Below are 23,623 nucleotides of genomic sequence, written 5' to 3' on the forward strand. Positions count from 1 at the left end.
AGCCTGGTTTCCTGCTCCTCTGCGGATGCCAGTAACAACACACCAGCTTATTCTATCCTCCTGGTTGCCTAAGTGTCCATCCTAAAAACGGTGTAAAAATGAAGATATCCAAATAAGTGGATTGCAAAATATACCAGAGAGTTGTTCTGTGCTTTGAACCAATTATTCAGCAGCAAGAAAAAACCCCGCAGAACGGGGTTAGTCAGTTATTTTCTTCCTGAAAATCACTTTCGCTGATATTGATTCAAGTACTGCTTAACTTTCTCAGTACCATTACCTACGTTAGCAACAGCGGTACGCAATTGTGTCGCACTCACATCCAGGGTGTTCGTCCAATACTCAACCTCCCAGGTTTCAGTAAGACTAATAAAGCGTTTGTCTTCCGGTTGTTTTCTCTTTAAATCATCAGCCATTTTGCAGCTCCTGAGGTTAATCCTGAAAACATGACTATCGCTTCTTAAGAAGAGTAACTCGTTAGCTTAACCGAAGGATGTTAGCCGTCCGGTGATTGCCATACAGCCCCACTTAAGGCCAGGAGCCAGCACAGCGCTGGCTTCCGAAAAAAATCCTAGACAATATGGCTGACGATATCAAGGTATAGTGACTATACCAAAGAACAACAGAGCAAAACTTTTTTGCGGCTTCTAAAGGCTGAATGTTGTTCCCGGTTTTCTGCTAATCAACAGGATCAAGTACTGAGAAACAATTGACTCACAAAAACAACAAAACAGTAACATTATGATTTTAGTGAATTAAATGCTTATTTTTGCGTCCTGCGTCATAAATCGTACTCATCATCATTGATAATTCGCGCCACGAAAAATAGCATCTGCGCACTGGTTACATGAAGTAACAGTAAATGGAAAACATCATCACACAAGGAATTATCACGGAGGATTTACCATGCACAGGACAGTTCGCACGTCGCTATCCACAGCCATCGCCACTGCACTTCTCATTACATCATTTATCCCTGCCCCTGCTTTAGCAGCCGGTTTCATTGATGACTCATCCCTGACCGGTGGCCTCTACTACTGGCAGCGGCAGCGCGATCGCAAAGAGATGGATCCGCAACAGGGTAAATACGGCCAGTATGATGCCAACCTGCATCATGCAACAGGCAATGCCAGCCTCGATTTCTCCTCAGGCTATCTGGCGGACGTCATCGGCCTTGACCTTGCTGCGTATGGCGCGCTGGAGCTGACGCATGGTGGTCCGGCTGCACCCAACGAAATCGGGTTCAGTGATGCCAGTAACCGCTGGGATGAAAAATGGACCGGTGATAAAAGCGGTGCCAGCCTGTACAAAGCTGCGCTAAAAACCCGATGGCAGGATTACTGGCTGCGTGCCGGATACCTACAACCCACCGGCCAAACGTTACTGGCACCGCACTGGAGTTTCCTGCCAGGAACTTACCGTGGTGTCGAAGCGGGAACCACCTATGACTTTGGTGATACGGGAGCCCTTTCCTTCTCATGGATGTGGACCGATCAATACAAAGCGCCCTGGTACCAGCATATGTACAACTTCCGCAAAGCAGACGGCACTACGGATGTACCGTGGCTGCAATCTTTCGGCGCGAAGTACGATTTTAAGAATAGCCTGGTCGTGGAAGGGGCTTACGGCCAGGCCGCAAACTACATGGATCAATACTTCGCCAAAGCGTCGTATCAACTGCCGTTGGCCGGTTCGCCGTTGCGTACCAGTTATCAATTTTATGGTGCACAGGATCGCGAGGGAGGCGGCGCCAGCAACGTCAACAATGTCTATGACGGTTTAGCCTGGCTTCAGGCGATGACACTCGGCTACACCCTTGGCGCATTTGATTTCCGCCTGGAAGGCACCTGGGTAAAAGCAGAAGGTAATCAGGGCTTCTTTTTACAACGCATGACGCCCTCGTACGCCAGTTCCAATGGTCGCATGGACGTCTGGTGGGACTCGCGTTCAGACTGGAACGCTAATGGTGAGAAAGCCGTGTTTGCTGGCGTGATGGCCGATCTCGCACACTGGAAATTGCCGGGTTGGCAGGTTGGTGGCTCCTATGCCTATGGCTGGGATGCGAAGCCTTCCACCAATCCCATATACAACCAACAGCAGCGCCTGACAGAATCCGCCTGGAGCCTTGATCTGGTGTACACCTTGCAGGAAACACGCGCCAAAGGGACGCAGTTCAAATTGCATTACACCCAATATGACAACCATAGCAACCTGCCGAGCTACAGCGGTGGCTACGGCAACATCTTCCAGGATGAAAAAGACATCAAATTTATGGTCATTGCTCCCTTTACTATTTTCTGACGCTAAGCGGGCTGGACCCCGCTATTGTCATCCATGCACAAGGATAACCGCATGAAAAAGTTACAGTTAAGCTTTCTGGCACTCAGCATGATGGGCATCACCGCCTGTAGTGCCGTACCGCAAAATCAGCAACAGGTCGTCGATCAAATCAGTCAGTTTGGTGTGCAGTACCAGGTCACGGATAACCAGGCTGCCAGCCACGGCGTGGATTGCGCCCAGCTTGGTGCTGACTGGGCATCCTGCAACCGGGCAACCATCAGATTGACCAACCACGGTCCGGCCATCACCAGCAAAAACTGGGCGATTTATATGAGCAACGTGCATGAAACCCTGCGCGTTGATAATGACCAGTTTAAAATGACGCATATCGTCGGTGATTTAACCCGACTGGAGCCTACGGATAAGTTCACCGGATTTGCTGCCGGGGCCACGGTGGAGATCCCCATCGTCAACGAATACTGGCAACTATTTATTACCGATGTAATGCCGCGCTGGTACGTCACTGCGGCAGGAGCATCGCCCAAGATTATCACCAGCACCGACACGGAAAATTTAACCGATTTTGTCATGCCGTTTGGCGAACAGTGGAAACGTACCGCAGATGACAAAAACGTGCTGATGCAACCGGTCAGCCGCTTTGAGAAAAATGCCGATATCAAGCTGCTGCCTGCTGTTTCGCTGCGTGGACAGATCACCCCCACGCCGCGATCGGTGAAAATTCATACGGCAGATGTCGATCTGAGTCAGGGCGTCGCACTCCAGTTGAATACCCTGACGGCTGACCAGGCGGCGGCCGTGCAGCAACGCTTTGCCCTGCTGAATATCAAGACGAACCCAACCGGTTATGGCATCGCAACGCAAATCGATGCCGCACGCTTCAAGGGAGAAGAGGCCGTGTCCGGGGCGTATCATTTAACCATCACCCCACGCGGCACTGACATCGTCGGCTATGACTCTGCGGGCGTTTTCTATGGACTGATGTCGCTGCTGTCACTGGTACCGGCAGAGGGTAAACCGCTGATCGCCACCCTCGAGGCCCAGGATGCCCCCCGCTTCGCTTACCGTGGTGCATTCCTCGATGTGGCGCGTAACTTCCACAGCAAACAGGCGGTACTCAGCATGCTCGACCAGATGGCGGCATGGAAGATGAATAAATTCCATTTCCATCTGAGCGACGATGAAGGTTGGCGCATTGAAATCCCCGGACTGCCGGAACTGACTGAGGTTGGCAGCAAACGCTGTCACGACATGGATGAGCAACGCTGTCTGGTGCCACAACTGGGTTCTGGTCCGTTTAGCGATAACAACGGCAGCGGCTACTTCAGCCGCGCCGATTATATCGACATCGTGAAATACGCTCAGGCACGCAACATTGAAGTGATCCCGGAAATTGATATGCCCGCGCATGCCCGTGCTGCGGTTATAGCGATGGAAGCGCGTTATAACACCCTGATGAAGGCCGGTAAAACCCGTGAAGCGAGCGAGTTCCGCCTGGTCGATCCCACCGATACGTCTAACACCACGTCAGTACAGCTGTACGATCGCACCAGCTATCTCAATCCCTGCCTCGACTCGTCGCAACGTTTTGTTGATAAGGTGATTGGAGAGATCCAGCGAATGCATCGTGAAGCCGGTCAGCCGCTGAACACCTGGCATTTTGGCGGTGATGAGGCGAAAAACATTCGCCTTGGTGCCGGTTACACCGACATCTCTAACCCGGAAGCTGGCAAGGGGGTCCTGGACCAAAGTAAAGAGGATAAACCCTGGGCGAAATCTCAGGTCTGCCAGGCGTTGGTGAAATCCGGCAAGGTACAGGATCTGGAACACCTCCCCAGCCACTTCGCGTTGGAGGTCAGCCAGCTGGTCAAAGCGCACGGCATTCCGGTGATGCAGGCGTGGCAGGATGGTCTGAAAGATGCGGCCAATGCGCAGGCCTTCGCCACGTCCCGCACCCGCGTTAATTTCTGGGATACGCTTTATTGGGGTGGGTTTGACAGCGCCAACGACTGGACGCAGAAAAACTACGATGTGATCATCTCTAACCCGGATTACGTCTATATGGATTTCCCGTATGAGGTCAATCCTCTGGAACGCGGTTATTACTGGGGCACCCGTTTTAGTGATGAACGCAAGATGTTCAGCTTCGCACCTGATAACCTGCCGCAAAATGCTGAAACCTCGGTTGACCGTGATGGCAATGCGTTTGCCACTACCTCGGAGAAACCCTGGGGTGGCGCATATGGTCTTTCTGCCCAGTTGTGGAGCGAAACCGTACGTACCGATCAGCAGATGGAATATATGATCTTCCCGCGTTTGTTATCCGTGGCCGAACGTAGCTGGCATCGCGCCAGCTGGGAACTGGATTATCAGCAAGGTCGCAACTTCAAAGGGGGAGAAACCCAGCATGTAAACCAGAAGCAGCTCAAGCGCGACTGGCAACGTTTTGCCAATCTGCTGGGGCAACGCGAACTGGGTAAAATGGATAAAGCCGGTATCCACTACCGTCTGCCGGTGCCTGGCGCACGCATTGTCGAGGGTAAGCTGGAAATGAATGTCGCCCTACCTGGTTTGCCGCTGCAATATAGCCTCGATAACGGCAACAGCTGGCTGGATTATAACCCGCAAGACCGTCCTGAGATTGGCGTAAACGACAAGGTGATGGTGCGCAGCCAAAGCCCGGATGGTACACGGATAAGCCGCGCAGAAGCACTGTAAATCGCGAAATTGCGCTGGATCAATTCAGGCAGGTAATCAACCACACCGGTCTGACTGATCCAGCGCAAATTTTCCTGCCAACGCTAAATCAATCAAAATAGAGGCGACGCATTAAATAACCAATAAGAGTTACGTGAATGAAATTAAATAAATAACAAAGATCAAAATAATTAAAATAAAACCATCATCCCCAGCGGGGTATTTTTATCTGCAAATAAGAAATAATATCAAAATGAGACCGACATCACTGCAACTTGATTAATATCAAGCCGCCACCAGGAAAAAAACGGCCTAATTTCATTCCGGACTAAAAGCTCATAATTCCGGTAAACACAATGAAATTAAAATTATTCAGTTTTATTCCGCACGCACACAAATGGCGCAACATCACGATTTCACGTAAAGGCGCAGTTTCACCAGGCGGCCGCCACTATCACTCCACGCATGTTCAGGCTCATTGCAAAAGGTGTGGCGAACGCATTCATCGCGTTTATTATCGTGATATCAGCGATGCCGAAGCGCGTCGTTGGTTAGGATAATCGTCTTAATATCAGCGGATTGTATGTTGCAGCCCTTGGCTGGCATGTTACCCTGCAAGCATTGACCTCTTGCCAATATTGCAGCTATGCCTGATTTGCTTACAACATTGAGTCATCAGATCTACCTCTCGGCCCCATTATTTATCCTTATTTTTCTTGGCTACTGTCTGACCCGTATTGGCAAATGGCCGGCCAGCATCAGCGAAGGGATGAATCGGTTTGTTTTCAACGTTGCCCTGCCCTGCATGCTGTTTGATGTAATGAGTGACTTTTACAAAAGCCCACCCGTGGATTTCCGTCTGCTGCTGGCATTTTTTGGTAGCTGTTTGCTGGTGTTTATTGTCGGGCGCATCATCGCAGCAAAAGTGTTTCAGTTGGAAAGCATCGCCGGGTCGGTGTTTGCTCTGGGCGGTATTTTTTCCAATAACGTGATGCTGGGTATTCCGATTGCCACCGTGCTACTCGGGGAGCAGGCGTTGCCCTCGGTGGCGCTAGTGCTGGTATTCAACAGCCTGATCCTCTGGACATTACTCACGGTTTCGGTGGAGTGGTCAAAACACGGCAGCTTCTCACTTCAGGGTCTTGGCCGAACGGTGATCAGCGTGCTGAAGAATCCGTTAATTATCGGCATCCTGAGCGGCACGGCATGGAGTTTCCTGCAACGACCGCTGCCTCTGATTGCCGCCCAACCAATTGACATGCTCGGCACCATCGCAGCACCGCTGTCGCTGGTGACACTTGGCATGAGTCTGGCCCATTACCGGGTACGTGATGGCCTGAAGGAGAGTTACAGCATCTGCCTGTTGAAACTGATTGTGCAGCCGATGTGTATCTGGGCGATCGCATGGCTGACCGATCTCCCGGCGTTGGAAAGTAAAGTGGTGGTTTTACTCGGTTCGATGGCGGTCGGGGTCAATGTTTATCTGATGTCACAGAAGTTTCAGGTACTGACCGGTCCGGCAGCAGCCAGTATGTTGTTTTCAACGCTATTTGCCGCAGTGACGACCCCAGTGTGGATGATGCTGATGACGCTGGCCGGTTATTAAGTTGCCACCTCGCGTAATGCTGCGTAACAGCGCGATATATCGGGGAAATTTTCACAAAAAAAAGCCCCGCAACACAGGTTGCAGGGCGGTTGCGTGGCTATCGCAAGAAAACTTATTCAGCCGGTTTGGTACGGATCAGATAGTCAAAGGCGCTCAGTGACGCTTTCGCCCCTTCACCGCTGGCAATGATGATCTGTTTGTACGGCACCGTGGTGCAGTCGCCCGCAGCGAATACGCCTTTCAGGCTGGTTTCGCATTTGGCATCAATAATAATTTCACCCATGCGGTTGCGCTCCACCGCACCTTCCAGCCAGGTGGTATTTGGCAGCAGGCCGATCTGGACAAAAATACCGCTGAGTGCAATTTCATGGCTGGTCTGGGCGTTGCGGTCAATATAAGACAGACCGGTCACTTTGCTGCCGTCACCTTTCACTTCAGTGGTTTGCGCGTTCAGGATCACATCCACGTTTTTCAGGCTGCGCAGTTTATCCTGCAACACCTTGTCGGCACGCATTTCACTGGCGAATTCCAGCAGCGTCACATGTTCAACGATACCTGCGAGGTCAATCGCCGCTTCAACGCCAGAGTTACCTCCGCCGATGACTGCCGTACGTTTGCCTTTGAACAGTGGGCCGTCACAGTGCGGGCAATAGGTCACGCCTTTGGTGCGATACTCTTCTTCACCCGGCACGCCCATGTTACGCCAGCGAGCCCCGGTCGCCAGGATAATGCTGCGTGATTTCAGCACTGCGCCAGATGCCGTTTCAATCGCATGCAGGCCACCCTCTTTGGCGGCAGGGATCAGTTTGATCGCGCTCTGGGTGTCAATAACATCCACATCGTAATCATCAACGTGTGCGCGCAGTGAACCGGCCAGCTTCGCGCCTTCGGTTTTCGGCACTGAAATGTAGTTCTCGATGTCGACGGTATCCAGTACCTGACCACCAAAACGCTCGCCCATCAGGCCAGTGCGGATACCTTTACGTGCGGAGTAAATGGCTGCCGCTGCACCCGCCGGGCCGCTGCCTACGATCAGCACTTCATAGGCATCACGTTTGTTCAGCTCTTCCGCCGCGCGTTTTTCAGCGTTGGTATCCACTTTGCCGACGATCTCTGCCAGGCTCATGCGGCCCTGGCCGAACTCTTTACCGTTCAGGAACACCGCCGGTACGCCCATCACGTTACGGTCGGTGATTTCATTCTGGAACATGCCACCGTCAATCGCGGTGTGGCTGACGTTCGGGTTCAGGATCGCCATCAGGTTCAGCGCCTGCACCACATCCGGGCAGTTGTGGCAAGACAGGGAATAATAGGTTTCGAAATGGAACTCGCCTTCCAACGCAGCGGCCTGATCCAGCAGGCTTTGTGCTTCTTTAGAAGGATGTCCACCGGTTTGCAGCAGTGCCAGCACCAGTGAAGTAAATTCGTGGCCCATCGGCGAACCAGCAAAACGCGGGCCGCTCTGGCTGCCAGGGTTAGTAATCAGGAACGAAGGTTTACGTACCGGGCGATCGTTCTCTTCGCGGAAGCTGACTTTGTCAGACAGGCTCGCGATATCTGCCAGCAGGGTCCGAATCTCTGAGGATTTGGCGCCATCATCCAGTGTGGCAATTAACTCAACCGGTTTCGTTAATTTCTCAAGGTAAGCCTTGAGTTGGGTTTTTAAATTGGTGTCGAGCATAATAAGTTCCTGTTGCTGGTCGAAAAATCGGGTGCCGTAGCACCCGATTGGAGAAAAATCGAAGAGCTGGGAGGTTGCTTAGATTTTGCCAACCAGGTCCAGTGATGGAGCCAGAGTTGCGTCACCTTCCTGCCATTTAGCCGGGCAAACTTCACCTGGGTGAGAAGCAACATACTGAGCCGCTTTCACTTTACGCAGCAGGTCAGATGCGTCACGGCCAATGCCTTCTGCGGTGATTTCGATAGCCTGGATGATGCCTTCCGGGTCAACGATGAAGGTACCACGATCTGCCAGACCTTCTGCTTCACGCATGATTTCGAAGTTACGGGTCAGCGCACCAGTCGGGTCACCGATCATCGCGTATTTGATTTTCGCGATGGTTTCAGAAGAACCGTGCCAGGCTTTGTGGGTAAAGTGGGTGTCGGTAGAAACAGAGTAGATATCTACGCCCAGTTTCTGGAATTCTTCGTGATGATCAGCCACGTCGCCCAGTTCGGTCGGGCAAACGAAGGTAAAGTCAGCTGGGTAGAAGAAGAAAACACTCCATTTACCCTCAACGTCTTTCTCGGTTACGTCGATAAATTCGCCGTTTTTGAATGCTGCGTTTTTGAACGGTTTAATTTTGGTGTTAATGATAGACATCGGGTGACCTCCGTTAAAAGATGTGATGCAGGTTACATAATTTTCGGGCCAACATCTAATATGCAGCCGTTATCAATTGGATAAACAAAAGCTATCAAACGCGGTAAGGCCCGAGGGGTGCGGCCTGCCGCGGCATTCTACACAGAAATCACCCTGATTTAACGTGGTTTATCTTTTTGCCGCATCGCTGCTACTTTTGAGTTAACCGCCTGCTGGAGTTTATCTGTGCAAATCCGATTTTTTCAGGAAGCTGATCGCCCTTTTCTGCGCACGTTGTTCCTCGCCGCACGCCGTTGCAACTGGACCTGGCTCAAGGGGGATGACTGGCAGTTGGAAGATTTTGACCGGGTGATCCTCGGTGAGACGGTGCTGGTGGCCGAGATGGACGGACATCGCGCCGGGTTTGCCGGGGTGCTGGATAATGATAATTTCCTGCACAGCCTGTATGTTGACCCGGCTTTTCAGGGCCAGGGCGTTGGCAGTGCATTGCTGAAAGCCGTGCAGGCACGTTTTACCGGCACCGGCGCGTTAAAATGTTTGCTGCTGAATGTGCCGGCGCAACGCTTTTATCTGCAACATGGCTGGCAAAAGGTGGCGCAAGGTGAAAGCGATCAGGGGAAATATCTGTTGATGCACTATCCGCTGGCGACACGCACCAGCGGAACCTGAACCCTTAAACCGCGCGGAAGGCGATATCACCAGGGATTACTTCCCCCTGCCAGTAAAGCTGCGCGGCGACACGGCCCGCCAGTTGGCGATACAACGCGGTAAACTCGCTATCGGGACGGCGGATCACCGTCGGCTCGCCATCATCCAGATCCTCACGCAGATTAATATGCAAAGGCAATTGGGCCAGCAGACGGGTGTTGTAATCCTGCGCCAGCTTTTGTGCCCCGCCAGTGCCAAAGATCGGCTCATGATGACCGCATTCGCTACAAATATGAATGCTCATGTTCTCCACCACGCCAAGTACCGGCACGTTGACCTTCTCGAACATCACAATCCCTTTGCGTGCATCAATTAACGCAATGTCCTGGGGCGTAGTGACCACCAGCGCACCCGTGACGGGCACATTCTGCGCCAGCGTCAGCTGGATATCGCCAGTGCCGGGCGGCATATCCAGCACCAGATAATCAAGATCCGGCCACAGGGTTTCATTCAGCAACTGCATCAGTGCCTTGCTGGCCATAGGGCCACGCCACACCATCGCGTTGTCATCCGTCACCAGATAACCAATCGAGTTAGTCGCCAGCCCGTGCGCCATAATCGGTGCCATATGGGTGCCATCTGGCGAGGTCGGTCGTTGGTTTTCGGTGCCGAGCATATTCGGGATCGACGGACCGTAAATATCCGCATCAAGGATGCCGACGCGCGCGCCTTCCGCCGCCAATGCCAGCGCCATATTCACCGCGGTACTCGATTTACCGACGCCGCCCTTGCCTGAACTCACGGCGATGATATTTTTCACTCCGGTGGCTCCGGGATGATTTTTCACCCGCTTCAGCGTGGCGATATCGTGCCGTAGCCGCCAGTCAATGGCATCGCTCTGCGTCAGTCGCAGCAGCTCGCCACTGGTCTGTGCTTTCAACTCTTCAAACGCACTGGCCCAGGCGAAAGGCATCACCAGTTCAAGATGCAGTTTGCCATCCAGTAACGCCACATGGCGCAACGCTTTCAGGGTGGTCAGATTGTGTTGCAGTGTCGGGTGTTCAAAGCCACTCAGCACGCCCATCACCACGGCACGTAGGGCCTCGGGTGAATATTGTTCCCGGGATAGTGAAGTCATCCCCGCTCCTTACTCTTTATTCTGACGCTGAATTTCAGCGATGTGTTTTCAATAATATCAGATAGGCGCTAAATGTGACCGTGGTTGTCCCCAGAGAGTGCTTCGGTTAACATCTTAAGCCCGATTTTTCATTTACAGAAAGCTACGCAAACTATGACTCAAGTCGCTAAAAAAATTCTGGTAACGTGCGCGCTGCCATACGCGAACGGTTCAATCCATCTCGGCCACATGCTCGAGCATATCCAGGCAGACATTTGGGTGCGTTACCAGCGAATGCGTGGCAATCAGGTTTACTTCATCTGCGCTGATGATGCGCACGGCACACCGATCATGCTGAAAGCCCAGCAGCTCGGTATCGCGCCTGAGCAGATGATTGCTGAGATGAAGCAGGAACACGAGACAGATTTCGCCGGCTTCGACATCAGCTATGACAACTATCACTCGACGCACGGCGATGAGAACCGCCAGCTGTCGGAGCTGATTTATCGCCGTCTGAAAGAGAACGGCTTTATTAAAAATCGCACCATCTCTCAACTGTTCGACCCGGAAAAAGGCATGTTCCTGCCTGACCGTTTCGTCAAAGGTACCTGCCCGAAATGTAAATCGCCGGATCAGTATGGTGACAACTGTGAAGTCTGTGGCGCGACCTACAGCCCGACGGAATTGATCGAGCCAAAATCCGTCGTCTCTGGTGCGACACCGGTGATGCGTGATTCCGAACACTTCTTCTTCGACCTGCCGTCTTTCAGTGAAATGCTTCAGGCATGGACCCGTTCTGGCGCGTTGCAGGAGCAAGTGGCGAACAAGATGCAGGAGTGGTTCGAGTCTGGCCTGCAACAGTGGGACATCTCGCGTGATGCCCCGTATTTCGGCTTCGAAATCCCTGATGCTCCGGGCAAATATTTCTACGTATGGCTTGATGCGCCTATCGGCTATATGGGTTCCTTTAAGAACCTGTGCGACAAACGCGGCAATATCGATTTTGACGAATTCTGGAAACAAGATTCCACTACCGAGCTGTATCACTTTATCGGCAAAGATATCGTTTATTTCCACAGCCTGTTCTGGCCAGCGATGCTGGAAGGCAGCCAATACCGTAAGCCGACTAACCTGTTTGTACACGGCTATGTGACGGTAAACGGCGCGAAGATGTCGAAATCACGCGGCACCTTCATCAAGGCCAGCACCTGGTTGCAGCACCTGGATGCCGACAGCCTGCGTTACTACTACGCGGCGAAGCTCTCTTCACGCATTGATGATATCGATCTGAATCTGGAAGACTTCGTCCAGCGCGTCAACGCAGACATCGTCAACAAAGTGGTGAACCTGGCGTCACGTAACGCGGGCTTCCTGACCAAACGCTTTGGCGGCAAACTGTCGGCTGAGCTGGCGGACCCTGCGTTGTATCAGACCTTTATCGATGCTTCAGAGAAGATCGGCGAAGCCTGGGCCAGCCGTGAATACAACCGCGCAATCCGTGAAATCATGGCGCTGGCGGATCTCGCCAACCGTTATGTAGATGAGCAGGCACCGTGGGTGGTGGCGAAACAGGAAGGCCGTGACGCTGACCTGCAAGCCATCTGTTCAATGGGTATCAACCTGTTCCGCGTACTGATGACCTGGCTGAAGCCGGTACTGCCGTCGCTCAGCGCGCGTGCAGAAGCCTTCCTGCAAAGCGAATTGAGCTGGGATGCCATTCAGCAACCGCTGTTGGATCACAACGTGGCACCGTTCAAAGCGCTGTATGGCCGCATTGAGATGGCTAAAGTGGACGCCCTGGTTGAAGCATCAAAAGAAGATGCTGCCGCGGCCAACAAACCGGCTGTTACCGGACCTTTAGCTGACGCGCCGATTGGCGATGCCATCACCATTGATGATTTCGCTAAAGTCGATATGCGCGTGGCGCTGATCGAGAAAGCTGAGCTGGTGGAGGGTTCGGATAAATTGCTGCGTCTGGAGCTGGATCTCGGCGGCGAAAAACGTCAGATCTTCTCGGGTATCCGTGCTGCCTATCCGGATCCGTCTGTATTGGTCGGCAAGATGACCATCATCGTTGCCAACCTGGCACCGCGTAAGATGCGTTTTGGTATCTCGGAAGGCATGGTGCTGTCAGCCGGACCGGGTGGAAAAGACCTGTTTGTGTTGTCGGTGGATAGCGGCGCGCAACCTGGGATGCCGGTAAAATAATACGCTGCTGTTACCCTCACCCCGGCCCTCTCCCGCAAGCGGGAGAGGGAGATGTGTGTGCGGCCCTTTCCTGCTTGCGGGAGAGGGAGATGTGTGTGCGGCCCTCTCCTGCTTGCGGGAGGAGGCAGATGGGTGTTCTTGCTCGATCCGTCCCCTCTCCCGCTTGCGGGAGAGGGTTAGGGTGAGGGTGACCAATTAAGTTGCCGATAAATCTCCTCCACCACCGCATCTAATTCGCAAAACACCTGATTATTCCAGAAGCGAATCACCCGCCATCCGCAACGATGCAAATAGGCTGTCCTGACTTCATCGTAGTGCAACGTCGATTGTTCAGCGTGCTGACCACCATCAAGCTCGATAACCAGTAAACGCTCGATACAGGCAAAGTCGACAATGTAACGTCCGATTGCGTATTGCCGACGGAATTTTACCCCGCATAAATTCCGGTCACGCAAAAAACGCCATAACCGAAGTTCCGCCTCAGTCATATTCTTGCGAAGCTCACGTCGCAGCAGAATCGCTCTTTTCATTCTCACCTCCTTATGAACGCCGCCAGACTATGCTTTTTTACCGGGCCTGTCTGGAAATGCCGCCAAACCCGGAATCTGTCTCGCAATGTGATCTCTGGCACGCTATGCGCTTAATGCGTATGATGAAGTCCTGAGAAAACAGGAGCCTGTCATGCCCACCGTGCTGTCTGTCTGCTGGCGCTATTTACGTGCCTTTGTCATTATTTACGCTGCTCTTTATGCCGGAATCGGCATTGCCGCCCTTCTCCCGATCACTATTCCCGGTAGCATCATCGGTATGTTGCTGTTGTTTGCCTTGCTGGCACTGCAAATTCTGCCGGTTGATTGGGTCAAGCCTGGCTGCCATTTGATGATCCGCTACATGGCGTTGCTGTTTGTGCCGATCAGTGTTGGCGTGATGGGCTATACCGACATCCTTACCGCCCAATTCGGTCCGATTGTGGTTTCCTGCCTGGTCAGTACCTTTCTGGTGTTGGTGGTGGTGAGCCTGAGCGCTGAACGGATGCAACGGCCAAAAGTGATGAAGGAATCGAACGATGAGTGACATCTGGTGGTCATTACCCCTCACCCTCGCCGCTTATTTCCTGGCACGCAAGCTGGCCGCGAAAATCAATATCTCCATCATTAATCCGCTGCTGGTGGCGATGGCGATTGTGATTCCAATTTTGTTGATCACCCATATGCCTTATGCGCGTTACTTCGCGGGCAGTGCGCTGCTGAATCAATTATTACAACCTGCCGTGGTTGCACTGGCCCTGCCGTTGTATGAGCAGATGCATCAAATCCGCGCGCGCTGGAAAACCATTATCAGCGTCTGTTTTATTGGCAGCCTGACCGCCATGATTTCCGGCACCGCCATTGCGTTATGGCTGGGAGCGACCCCGGAGATCGCCGCCACCATTATGCCGAAATCCGTCACCACGCCGATCGCGATGGCCGTGTCCGGCTCGCTGCATGGTATTCCCGCCATCAGCGCCATCTGCGTGCTGATTGCTGGGGTGCTGGGTGCCGTGTTCGGTCATATGCTGCTGAATCTGTTACAGGTAAAAAGCAAAGCATCGCGGGGACTAGCCATTGGCAATGCTTCGCATGCGTTGGGTACTGCGCGAGCGGCGGAAATTGATTATCAGGAAGGGGCATTCAGCTCTCTGGCGTTGGTGATTTGCGGCATTATTACGTCGTTACTGGCACCGTTTCTCTACCCGGTCCTGATGCACTGGCTGGGATGAAACTTGCGAGAGATCTCTCAAAGTTGAAACGCGCAAATCGTCTTACATTGTCAGAGAGATATAGATCACATATAAACCTTCTGGCGGCGTGCCGCCGCTGACGAGGTAACGAGGCCATCATGCATCCAAGATTCACTTCCGCTTTCTCTGCCCTGCCGCTCAGTCTGCAACAGGCGTTGCAACCCTTGCTGGACGCGGCCGATTTTCATGGCGTGCTGCATGCCAATGAAGTGACACAGCTACAGCAGGCTACCGGTCTGGATGCAGATGCCCTCGCTCTCGCGCTGTTGCCATTGGCGGCATCCTGCGCGATTGCCCCGGTGTCGAACTTTAACGTGGGCGCGATCGCGCGCGGCATCAGTGGCAACTGGTATTTTGGTGCCAATATGGAGTTCCGCAACGCCCCATTGCAGCAGACAGTACATGCTGAGCAAAGCGCTATCACCCATGCCTGGCTGCGTGGTGAAGCCCGGCTGGAAACCATCACCGTCAACTACACACCTTGCGGACACTGCCGCCAGTTTATGAATGAACTGAACAGTGGCACCGCAATTCGCGTCAGCCTGCCGGGACGGGCAATCCGCACCCTTGGCGATTATCTGCCCGATGCCTTTGGCCCGGCAGATTTGAATATTGCCGAACGTTTGCTCACCCCGGTTGATCATGGTTTTGCTTTGCAGGGCGATACACTGCAACAGGCCGCCATCGAAGCCGCCAATCAAAGCCATGCACCCTACAGTCAGAGCTACAGCGGCGTGGCGCTTCGCAGCCGCAGCGGGCAGATTTTTACCGGACGCTACGCCGAAAATGCCGCGTTTAATCCCAGCCTGCCACCGCTACAGGCAGCATTGATTCTGATGAATATGCATAACGAAGCCCTGGATGGCATTCAGCAGGCGGTACTGGCGGAGTGTCAGACCGCAACCCTCAGCCAGCGAGATGCCACGCGCGCGACACTTGCGGCGCTGGGTTGTCATGCGTTTGCAACAGAAACCTTGTCAGCCATCGCAGTTAAGTGATCCTTTTACCGCTTTTGTGACCTTTTATTAACAAAAGCTGTACATCCGCAGGAAATTTCATAGGATCGGGCGCCAGAAATCACTTCACAATAAGAAAGGCTGGCGTTACCTTTCCCGGCGACACGCCAGAAAACACTGCAACCGGAGCAAACATTGCATGGAACTCGAGTACGAAAGTAAACGTCCGCTGTATATTCCTTACGCGGGTCCGATCCTGCTGGAATTTCCGCTGTTGAACAAAGGCAGCGCCTTCTCTCTCGAAGAACGTAATGAATTCAATCTTAATGGCCTGCTGCCCGAAGCGGTTGAAACCATTGAAGAACAGGCAGAGCGTGCCTGGCGTCAATTCCAGGATTTTAAGAACAATAACGACAAGCACGTCTATCTGCGTAATATCCAGGACACCAACGAAACCCTCTTCTACCGACTGCTGGACAATCATCTGGAAGAGATGATGCCGATCATCTACACCCCGACGGTCGGTGCCGCCTGTGAACACTTCTCCGAGATTTATCGTCGCGCACGCGGTGTGTTTATTTCCTATAACAATCGCGACCGCATCGAAGACATGCTGCAAAACGCCACCAAACAGAACGTGAAGGTGATTGTGGTCACGGATGGTGAACGTATTCTCGGCCTCGGTGACCTCGGCATCGGCGGCATGGGGATCCCGATTGGTAAACTTTCGCTGTATACCGCCTGTGGTGGCATCAGCCCGGCGTATACCCTGCCGGTAGTGCTGGATGTGGGTACCAATAACCAGCAATTGTTGAATGACCCGCTGTACATGGGCTGGCGTCATCCGCGTATTTCTGGCGAAGAGTACGAAGCCTTCGTTAATGATTTTATCCAGGCCGTTAAACGCCGCTGGCCGAAAGTGCTGCTGCAATTTGAAGACTTCGCCCAGAAAAACGCCATGCCGCTGCTGGAACGTTATCGTGATGAAATCTGCTGCTTCAACGATGATATTCAGGGCACCGCCGCGGTGACCGTGGGTACGTTGATCGCCGCCAGCCGTGCCGCAGGCAGCCGCCTGTGCGAACAAAAAGTGGTGTTCCTGGGTGCCGGTTCTGCTGGCTGTGGTATCGCCGAACAAATTATCGCGCAAATGAAGTCGGAAGGTCTGAGCGATGATGAAGCACGCTCTCGTGTCCTGATGGTGGATCGCTTTGGTCTGCTGACCGACAAATTGCCAAATCTGCTCGATTTCCAGAGCCGTCTGGTGCAGAAGAGCGACAATCTGAAGAGCTGGGATATCACCAGTGATTCGATCTCTCTGCTGGATGTGGTACGCAACGCCAAACCGGATATCCTGATTGGTGTTTCCGGACAACCAGGTCTGTTCACCGAAGAGATCATTCGTGAGATGAACAAACACTGCAAACGCCCGATTGTGATGCCGTTGTCCAATCCGACCTCGCGCGTTGAAGCAACTCCGGCAGATATTATCGCCTGGACCGACGGAGCCGCACTGGTGGCAACTGGCAGTCCGTTTGCACCGGTGAACTGGAAAGGTAAAACTTATCCGATTGCCCAGTGCAACAACTCCTATATCTTCCCCGGTATCGGTCTGGGTGTGATTGCCGCTGGTGCTTCGCGCGTCACCGATTCGATGCTGATGACCGCCAGCCGCGCTTTGGCTGATTGTTCACCGCTGGTGAATGATGGTGAAGGTCCGGTGCTGCCGGAGATCAAGGATATCCAGGGCGTATCGAAAGTGATTGCGATGGAAGTGGGCAAAGCCGCGCAACTGGCAGGTGTCGCGGTGGTGACCTCAGAAGATGTCCTGTCACAAGCCGTCAATAATAACTTCTGGCTGCCGCAGTACCGTCACTATCGTCGTACTTCAATCTGATGCTGTTCCCATGCCGGGCTGTGACACAGGCCCGGCAGTGCTTAAAAAAACGCCAGCCAACTAGCGTTAACTTGCTTCCCGCAGATGCCTAAAGTAGCCTTTAACCATTACTTTTTCCGCCAACCGAGTGCCTGCGTGCATGATTAAACGCATTTTCATTGGTCTGCTTTTCATCATCTTACTGATGATGGCGACCGCGCTTGGCCTCGATCGCTGGATTAGCTGGAAAACGGCTCCTTACATCTATGAAAACGTTGCCTCGCTGCCGCATCGGCAGGTCGGCGTGGTGTTAGGCACTGCCAAGTATTATCGTACCGGCGTTATCAACCAGTATTACCTGTATCGCATTCAGGGCGCACTCAACGCCTACAACAGTGGCAAAGTGAATTACCTGCTGCTGAGTGGTGACAATGCGCTGCAAAGCTACAACGAGCCGATGACCATGCGGCGCGATTTAATCAAAGCAGGTGTCGATCCGGCGGATATCGTGCTCGATTATGCTGGATTTCGTACGCTGGACTCGATAGTGCGCACCCGCAAAGTTTTCGACACCAACGATTTCATCATCATTACCCAGCGTTTCCACTGCGAGCGTGCATTGTTTATCGCCCTACATTTAGGGATTCAGGCGCAGTGCTTTGCCGTGCCTTCGCCAAAAAATATGCTGACAGTGCGTTTCCGCGAGGTAGGTGCTCGCCTGGGTGCGCTGGCGGATCTTTATCTGATGAAACGTGAACCGCGATTTTTAGGGCCGCTGGTGCCAATCCCGGCACTGCATGAAGTGCCGGAGGATGCACAGAGTTATCCGGCAGTCACACCGGAACAGTTGCTGGAACTGGAACAGAAGCTGAAGAAATAACCCGATGCTGCGTAGCGGTGCGATTTATCGCGCAATGTCGTGCCGGTGGCCGTATAACCCGCGCGATAAATCGCGCCGCTACGGGCATAACAAAAGGGCCGCTTATAGCGGCCCTTGTTGTTAACGGTATGGTTATTTCTTGCGTGCGTATTTCAGTGAATCCAACGCCACGGCGAAGATGATGATGCCGCCCTTGATGATGTACTGCCAGTAAGGGTTAACACCGATATAGGTCAGACCGTAGTTAATAACGGTGAAGATGATCACACCGGTCACCACACCCGCTACCGTACCAACACCACCGGCGAAGGAGACGCCGCCGACCACACAGGCCGCGATCGCATCCAGTTCATACATAAAGCCGAGGTTGTTGGTAGCACTACCGATACGCCCCGCTTCCAGCATCCCACCGAAGGCATAGAACACACCCGACAACGCATACACCAGAATCAGGTTCAACGGGACGTTTACGCCAGAGACTTTCGCCGCTTCAGGGTTCCCACCGATAGCGAAGATGTTTTTACCGAAACGCGTTTTGTTCCATAGAATCCACACGAAAACGATAGCGATGATGGCGTAGAAGGTGATGTATGACAGTTTGAAATCGCCAAAGCGGAAGAAGCCCTGAGCAAACTTCGAGAAGCCCGCATCAAAACCAGCAATCGGCGATGCACCGACAAAGTCGTAATACAGCGAGTTAATACCGTAAACGATGATCATGGTGCCAAGGGTGGTGATGAACGGGGTCACTTTCAGGTAAGCAATGATGACACCGTTCACCAGGCCGATGATACCGCCAATCACGCACACGGTGAGGATCACCAGCGGAATCGGCACGGTATCAAGATGCGGGAACACTTTGTTAGCGTTATCCATCGCCTGCAACAGCGTTGCTGCCACCACCGCCGCCAGGCCAACCTGACGACCTGCCGACAAGTCAGTACCCTGGGTGACAATCAACCCGGCGACACCGAGTGCGATAATAATACGCACTGATGACTGGGTCAGAATATTACTCAGGTTCATTAAACTTAAAAATGTCGGATCCTGGAAAATAATAATAGCCAGCAGTACCAACAGGACAACGTAAATGCCGCCCTCTTTTAACCAGGTTAGCGCATTCTTTTTAGTAGTCGCTTTCATGTTAAAGCCCTTGCTTCATTAAAGGTGTAATGACGCTAAACGCAGGATTTCATTCTGCGAGGTCGTTTTAGTATCAACAATGCCCGCTACCTGTCCATTACTCATCACCAGAATGCGATCGGTAATGCCCAACAGTTCTGGCATTTCAGAAGAGATAATAATGATGCCCTTTTCTTTCTTCGCCAGCTCAGCAATCAACTGGTAAATTTCGAATTTTGCCCCCACATCAATACCACGAGTGGGTTCATCCAGCATCAGAATTTCCGGCTGAGTGAGCAACCAGCGGCCAATAATTACCTTTTGCTGGTTACCGCCAGAAAGCGATCCAATTTGTGTATGGTGCCCGGGCGTTTTCACCCGCATCGCATCAATCACCCATTGGGTGTCGCTTTTCATGCGTTTATTGTCCAACAGCCCCATATTATTTTTATACTTTCTGATATTAGAAATAAGCGAGTTAAATCCAATATCGAGGTAAGCATAAATACCGGTAGAACGACGTTCTTCCGTGACCAGAGCAAAACCGTGGTTAATGGCTTCGTTGGCGCTGTGATTATTAATCGCTTTACCGTGCAATTTGATGGTGCCGCCCGATTTTTCGCGAATACCAAACAGCGTTTCGACGATATCGGTACGTTTGGCCCCCACCAGCCCGGCAATACCCAGGATTTCACCTTTATGCAGATCAAACGAGATATCGCGGATCGACGGTTGGCGCAGCGACGTCAAATGACGCACTTCCAGAATCACTTCACCCGGCACGTTGATTTTGTCCGGGAAGCGCTGGTTAAGCGAACGCCCCACCATCATGGCGATGATCTTATCCATATCCAGCCCTTCCAGCGGCTGGGTGGCAATCCATTGTCCATCACGCAGAATGGTAATCTCATCGCATAACTGGAAAATTTCTTCCATCTTATGCGAGATATATACGATGCCGCAGCCACGATCTTTTAACTTACGGATAATAGTAAAAAGATGATTAACTTCTTTTTCCGTCAGCGATGAAGTGGGCTCATCCATAATGACGATTTTGGCGTCATAGGAGAAAGCCTTGGCAATTTCAATCATCTGCATTTGTGAAACAGAAAGATTGGCCACTTTATCGCGTGGGTCGATATCAATATCCAGTTCTTCAAAGATCGCCTTGGTATCGCGATACATTTTATCCTGATCAACAAACACGCCTTTGCGCGGATAGCGGCCCAGCCACATGTTATCCATTACGCTGCGTTGCAGAACCAGGTTTAATTCCTGATGCACCATCGACACGCCATTTTCCAGCGCCTCTTTGGAGCTTTTGTAATCAATTTCCTCACCCTGAAACAGGATGCTCCCCGTATCCTTTTTATAAATCCCAAACAGACATTTTAATAATGTGGATTTCCCGGCACCGTTTTCACCCATTAATGCGTGAACTGAGTGAGGGCGCACTTTTAAATTCACATTATCTAAGGCTTTAACCCCTGGAAATGATTTTGAGACATTCGTCATCTCCAGCAGATATTCACGCTGTGTGGTCGGATTATCACTGGCCATAATTTACCTGGCTAAAAAAAGCGTTGGTCAGATGCAATAAGGCGCGGCGAAACGCCGCGCCCAGGACGGATTACTTCACAAACTGGGACAGATTTTCTTTATCTACCGGTACATAAGGAACGCGGACGATCTTATCAACCATCTTGAAGTTGGTACCTTCAGTCGCTGGCTTGCCGTCAGCCAGGTTTTTCGCCATATCCAGCGTAGCTTTGGCCTGGTTTTCCGCATCGTTCAGCACCGTACCAGCCAGCGCGCCAGATTTGATCAGCGCCAGGGCTTCCGGCAGGGCGTCAACACCGAACACCGGGATAGAGGTCATGTTGTGTGCTTTCAGTGCTTCAACCGCACCCATTGCCATCGCATCGTTGTTGGCGATTACCACTTCGATTTTCTTAGAGTTAGGGCCAGACAACCAGGCGTCCATCTTATCTTTCGCCTGTGCGGTGTCCCACATCGCGGTATCCATCGCTAACTGCTGGGTTTTGATACCGTCTTTGTTCAGAGTATCAATAACGTATTTGGTACGGGCTTCCGCATCCGGGTGGCCCGGTTCGCCTTTCAGCAGCACAAACTGGATTTCGCCATCTTTGTTCAGATCCCACGCCGGAGTCGCTTTCCAGTGTTTCTCAATCAGTTTGCCCTGGATAACGCCAGACTCTTTGGAGTCAGTACCCACGTAGTAGGCTTTGTCATAGCTGGCCAGCACTTTCGCGTTCGGTTCTTTGTTGAAGAACACCACCGGCACATCATTCGCTTTGGCTTTATCAATCACCACCGCCGCTGCCGCCGGGTCTACCAGGTTGATCGCCAGAGCTTTCACGCCTTTGGCCATCAGCACGTCAATCTGGTCGTTCTGTTTTGACTGGTCATTCTGCGAGTCATTCATCAGCAGCTGCACGCCGCCCACTTTCTTCGCTTCACTCTCAATGTCCTTACGCACCATGGACATAAAGTTGTCGTCATATTTGTAAATGGTCACGCCAATACGGGTATCGGCGGCGTGAGCAGTTGCACCAAACATCATGCTGGCAACCAGTGCTGTGAGCGTGAAAACCTTCTTATTCATGGTATCTCCGGTTTTTTTATGCAGGGTATTTCATCGCGCCGTGCTGCTCTGCGGCAGACAACGCAGTCGGTTGAAACTCTCTGATGGGTGGTTGCATAACGCTTAAGCCGAACCCCATCGTTTTCCTGACTTCCCTGTGCGTAACCGCTTCCTGAAGAATGTTGTGAACCATTTCAATCGGCTGCTGAAACCATACCGGGGAAGGAAAACCCGGCGTTACATAATGTTTCAGTCCGGTAAGACGCTGCCATCATAGTGAGCGCCATGTTAATTAACTGTGAATACAATCACAGATTGAAAACGGTTACACTGCCCCATCGCCTGAATTAGTGACGGACTCCACATTTTGCCGCTGGGCCACGGAGTGGCGACGCACCAGCGTTGGCATAAAGCAATGCGTGGCATTGTGATCAAGTTCGCCAGCCGCCCCTTTCAGCGCCAGTTCGGTAGCCAGTTTTGCCATTGAAACAATGGGATAGCGCACCGTGGTCAGTTGCGGATCGGTATAACGCGAGATAGGAATGTCATCGAAACCGATGACGGAGAAATGTTGTGGCACCTGAATGCCGTTATCCTTCAGCGCGGTGAGCGCGCCTGCGGCCATGCCGTCGTTATAGGAAAAGACGGCGGTTAAATGTTGGTTACGTCCCAGTAACTCCACCATCGCCGCTTCACCGCCTTGCATATCGGGTTCAGCCTGGGCGATCCAACTCTCTGGCGGGCGTATTCCCTGCTCTGCCAGCGCCTGCAACCACCCCTCACGGCGCTGCGCGACGTCCTCAATCGGATGGCTGGAGCTGAGAAAACCAATGCGTTGATGACCCTGCTGTAACAACATGCGCGTGGCAACCAGCGCACCGGTGACATTATCCAGACAGACGCAACGGTCCTCATAGCCTGGAATAGTACGATTAATCAGTACCATACCCGGAACCTGTTCGAGGAATTGCGCCAGCTCGGCGTCTGAAAGCGTTTTCGCGTGCACCACCAGCGCGTTGCAACGCTGACGGATCAATACCTCAATCGCGTGGCGTTCTTTCTCTTCCTGATGCCAGGAATTGCTGATCAGCACATGTTTATGCATACGCTGAGCGACGGTATCAACCGATTTCACCAACGCACCAAAAAAGGGGTCAGACACGTCCATCACCACGACACCAATGGTATCGCTGACCTGGGTTGCCAGCGCCTGAGCATTGGCGTTGGGGCGATATCCCAAGGTTTCCACCGCCTGTAGCACGGCGTCGCGGGTATCTGGCGTAACGGCACTGCTGTTATTGAGCACTCGCGAGACGGTGGCTACCGACACACCGGCCTGACGGGCGACATCACGAATCGTTATCATGCAGCTGTTCCACAGAGGAGAAAATGCGCCTGGCGCGCGTAACGGCGCTATTCTGTCAGGGCATTTGTGGGCACAGCGTGAATTACGTCACACGGATGAAAACGGTTACATACAATTCTGCAACCTTTGTGATGGCCGTCATTA

General features: G+C 52.5%; 20 protein-coding genes. 11 read left to right on the top strand and 9 right to left on the bottom strand.

Annotated features, from left to right (window positions below; all coding sequences use genetic code 11):
- Window positions 1-224 precede the first annotated feature (224 nt).
- Entirely contained in the window at window positions 225-413 is a 189-nt protein-coding gene (locus tag AC6I8R_RS13800; protein WP_415174028.1) for a DUF3606 domain-containing protein, read from the bottom strand.
- A 490-nt stretch (window positions 414-903) separates the two neighbouring features.
- On the opposite strand from AC6I8R_RS13800, the gene chiP reads away from it, so the two are divergent.
- The 4 genes from chiP (at window position 904) to AC6I8R_RS13820 (ending at window position 6,598) form a co-directional block, all read left to right on the top strand.
- Window positions 904-2,298, top strand: a complete 1,395-nt coding sequence (chiP, locus tag AC6I8R_RS13805) for a chitoporin ChiP (RefSeq protein WP_415174029.1) — start codon at window positions 904-906, stop codon at window positions 2,296-2,298.
- A 51-nt stretch (window positions 2,299-2,349) separates the two neighbouring features.
- Window positions 2,350-5,013 carry a beta-N-acetylhexosaminidase gene (locus tag AC6I8R_RS13810; protein ID WP_497832476.1) on the top strand — a complete coding sequence of 888 codons (2,664 nt, stop codon included), beginning with the start codon at window positions 2,350-2,352 and terminating at the stop codon, window positions 5,011-5,013.
- A 335-nt stretch (window positions 5,014-5,348) separates the two neighbouring features.
- Window positions 5,349-5,552: a hypothetical protein gene (locus AC6I8R_RS13815; protein ID WP_021186008.1), complete on the top strand. Its 204-nt coding sequence runs from the start codon at window positions 5,349-5,351 to the stop codon at window positions 5,550-5,552.
- A gap of 86 nt (window positions 5,553-5,638) precedes the next feature.
- Window positions 5,639-6,598 (top strand): AEC family transporter, encoded by a 960-nt coding sequence (locus AC6I8R_RS13820; RefSeq protein ID WP_021186009.1) that lies wholly within the window; start codon window positions 5,639-5,641, stop codon window positions 6,596-6,598.
- A 112-nt stretch (window positions 6,599-6,710) separates the two neighbouring features.
- On the opposite strand, the gene ahpF is transcribed toward AC6I8R_RS13820, so the two are convergent.
- Window positions 6,711-8,279, bottom strand: a complete 1,569-nt coding sequence (gene ahpF / locus AC6I8R_RS13825) for an alkyl hydroperoxide reductase subunit F (RefSeq protein WP_497832477.1) — start codon at window positions 8,277-8,279, stop codon at window positions 6,711-6,713.
- Between the two features lie 78 nt (window positions 8,280-8,357).
- Window positions 8,358-8,921, bottom strand: a complete 564-nt coding sequence (gene ahpC / locus AC6I8R_RS13830) for an alkyl hydroperoxide reductase subunit C (protein ID WP_013509781.1) — start codon at window positions 8,919-8,921, stop codon at window positions 8,358-8,360.
- A 225-nt stretch (window positions 8,922-9,146) separates the two neighbouring features.
- Here ahpC and AC6I8R_RS13835 point away from each other — a divergent pair, with 225 nt between their 5' ends.
- A complete protein-coding gene (locus tag AC6I8R_RS13835; RefSeq protein ID WP_497832478.1) occupies window positions 9,147-9,590 on the top strand; it encodes a GNAT family N-acetyltransferase in 444 nt (147 codons plus the stop codon).
- A gap of 4 nt (window positions 9,591-9,594) precedes the next feature.
- On the opposite strand, the gene apbC is transcribed toward AC6I8R_RS13835, so the two are convergent.
- The gene (gene apbC, locus AC6I8R_RS13840; RefSeq protein WP_021186012.1) at window positions 9,595-10,707 is read right to left on the bottom strand and encodes an iron-sulfur cluster carrier protein ApbC; all 1,113 of its coding nucleotides are present in this window, start codon (window positions 10,705-10,707) and stop codon (window positions 9,595-9,597) included.
- A 153-nt stretch (window positions 10,708-10,860) separates the two neighbouring features.
- Between apbC and metG the strand changes: the two genes are divergently transcribed.
- Entirely contained in the window at window positions 10,861-12,894 is a 2,034-nt protein-coding gene (metG, locus tag AC6I8R_RS13845) for a methionine--tRNA ligase (protein ID WP_036627651.1), read from the top strand.
- A gap of 176 nt (window positions 12,895-13,070) precedes the next feature.
- Here metG and AC6I8R_RS13850 read toward each other — a convergent pair whose 3' ends face one another.
- Window positions 13,071-13,424, bottom strand: coding sequence for an endonuclease domain-containing protein (locus AC6I8R_RS13850; RefSeq protein ID WP_021184986.1), 354 nt, complete (start codon window positions 13,422-13,424; stop codon window positions 13,071-13,073).
- Window positions 13,425-13,575: 151 nt separating this feature from the next.
- On the opposite strand from AC6I8R_RS13850, the gene AC6I8R_RS13855 reads away from it, so the two are divergent.
- The 5 genes from AC6I8R_RS13855 (at window position 13,576) to sanA (ending at window position 18,386) form a co-directional block, all read left to right on the top strand.
- Entirely contained in the window at window positions 13,576-13,968 is a 393-nt protein-coding gene (locus AC6I8R_RS13855; protein WP_021184987.1) for a CidA/LrgA family protein, read from the top strand.
- Window positions 13,961-14,653 (top strand): CidB/LrgB family autolysis modulator, encoded by a 693-nt coding sequence (locus tag AC6I8R_RS13860; protein ID WP_415174033.1) that lies wholly within the window; start codon window positions 13,961-13,963, stop codon window positions 14,651-14,653. The genes AC6I8R_RS13855 and AC6I8R_RS13860 overlap by 8 nt, the downstream gene beginning before the upstream one ends.
- 119 nt (window positions 14,654-14,772) lie before the next feature.
- Window positions 14,773-15,672, top strand: a complete 900-nt coding sequence (gene cdd, locus AC6I8R_RS13865; protein WP_415174034.1) for a cytidine deaminase — start codon at window positions 14,773-14,775, stop codon at window positions 15,670-15,672.
- A gap of 157 nt (window positions 15,673-15,829) precedes the next feature.
- Entirely contained in the window at window positions 15,830-17,527 is a 1,698-nt protein-coding gene (locus AC6I8R_RS13870; RefSeq protein WP_415174035.1) for an NAD-dependent malic enzyme, read from the top strand.
- Window positions 17,528-17,666: 139 nt separating this feature from the next.
- Window positions 17,667-18,386 (top strand): outer membrane permeability protein SanA, encoded by a 720-nt coding sequence (sanA, locus tag AC6I8R_RS13875; protein ID WP_497832479.1) that lies wholly within the window; start codon window positions 17,667-17,669, stop codon window positions 18,384-18,386.
- Between the two features lie 132 nt (window positions 18,387-18,518).
- On the opposite strand, the gene mglC is transcribed toward sanA, so the two are convergent.
- The 4 genes from mglC to galS form a co-directional block, all read right to left on the bottom strand.
- Window positions 18,519-19,529: a galactose/methyl galactoside ABC transporter permease MglC gene (mglC, locus tag AC6I8R_RS13880; protein ID WP_013509791.1), complete on the bottom strand. Its 1,011-nt coding sequence runs from the start codon at window positions 19,527-19,529 to the stop codon at window positions 18,519-18,521.
- A gap of 18 nt (window positions 19,530-19,547) precedes the next feature.
- Entirely contained in the window at window positions 19,548-21,068 is a 1,521-nt protein-coding gene (gene mglA / locus AC6I8R_RS13885) for a galactose/methyl galactoside ABC transporter ATP-binding protein MglA (RefSeq protein ID WP_021184992.1), read from the bottom strand.
- Between the two features lie 70 nt (window positions 21,069-21,138).
- Window positions 21,139-22,134 carry a galactose/glucose ABC transporter substrate-binding protein MglB gene (gene mglB / locus AC6I8R_RS13890; protein WP_021184993.1) on the bottom strand — a complete coding sequence of 332 codons (996 nt, stop codon included), beginning with the start codon at window positions 22,132-22,134 and terminating at the stop codon, window positions 21,139-21,141.
- Window positions 22,135-22,438: 304 nt separating this feature from the next.
- On the bottom strand, window positions 22,439-23,479 hold the full coding sequence (gene galS, locus AC6I8R_RS13895) for an HTH-type transcriptional regulator GalS (RefSeq protein ID WP_021184994.1): 1,041 nt from the start codon (window positions 23,477-23,479) through the stop codon (window positions 22,439-22,441).
- Between the last annotated feature and the right edge of the window lie 144 nt (window positions 23,480-23,623).

The sequence above is a fragment of the Pantoea sp. X-Soil-OKNW-713 genome, assembly GCF_059730685.1.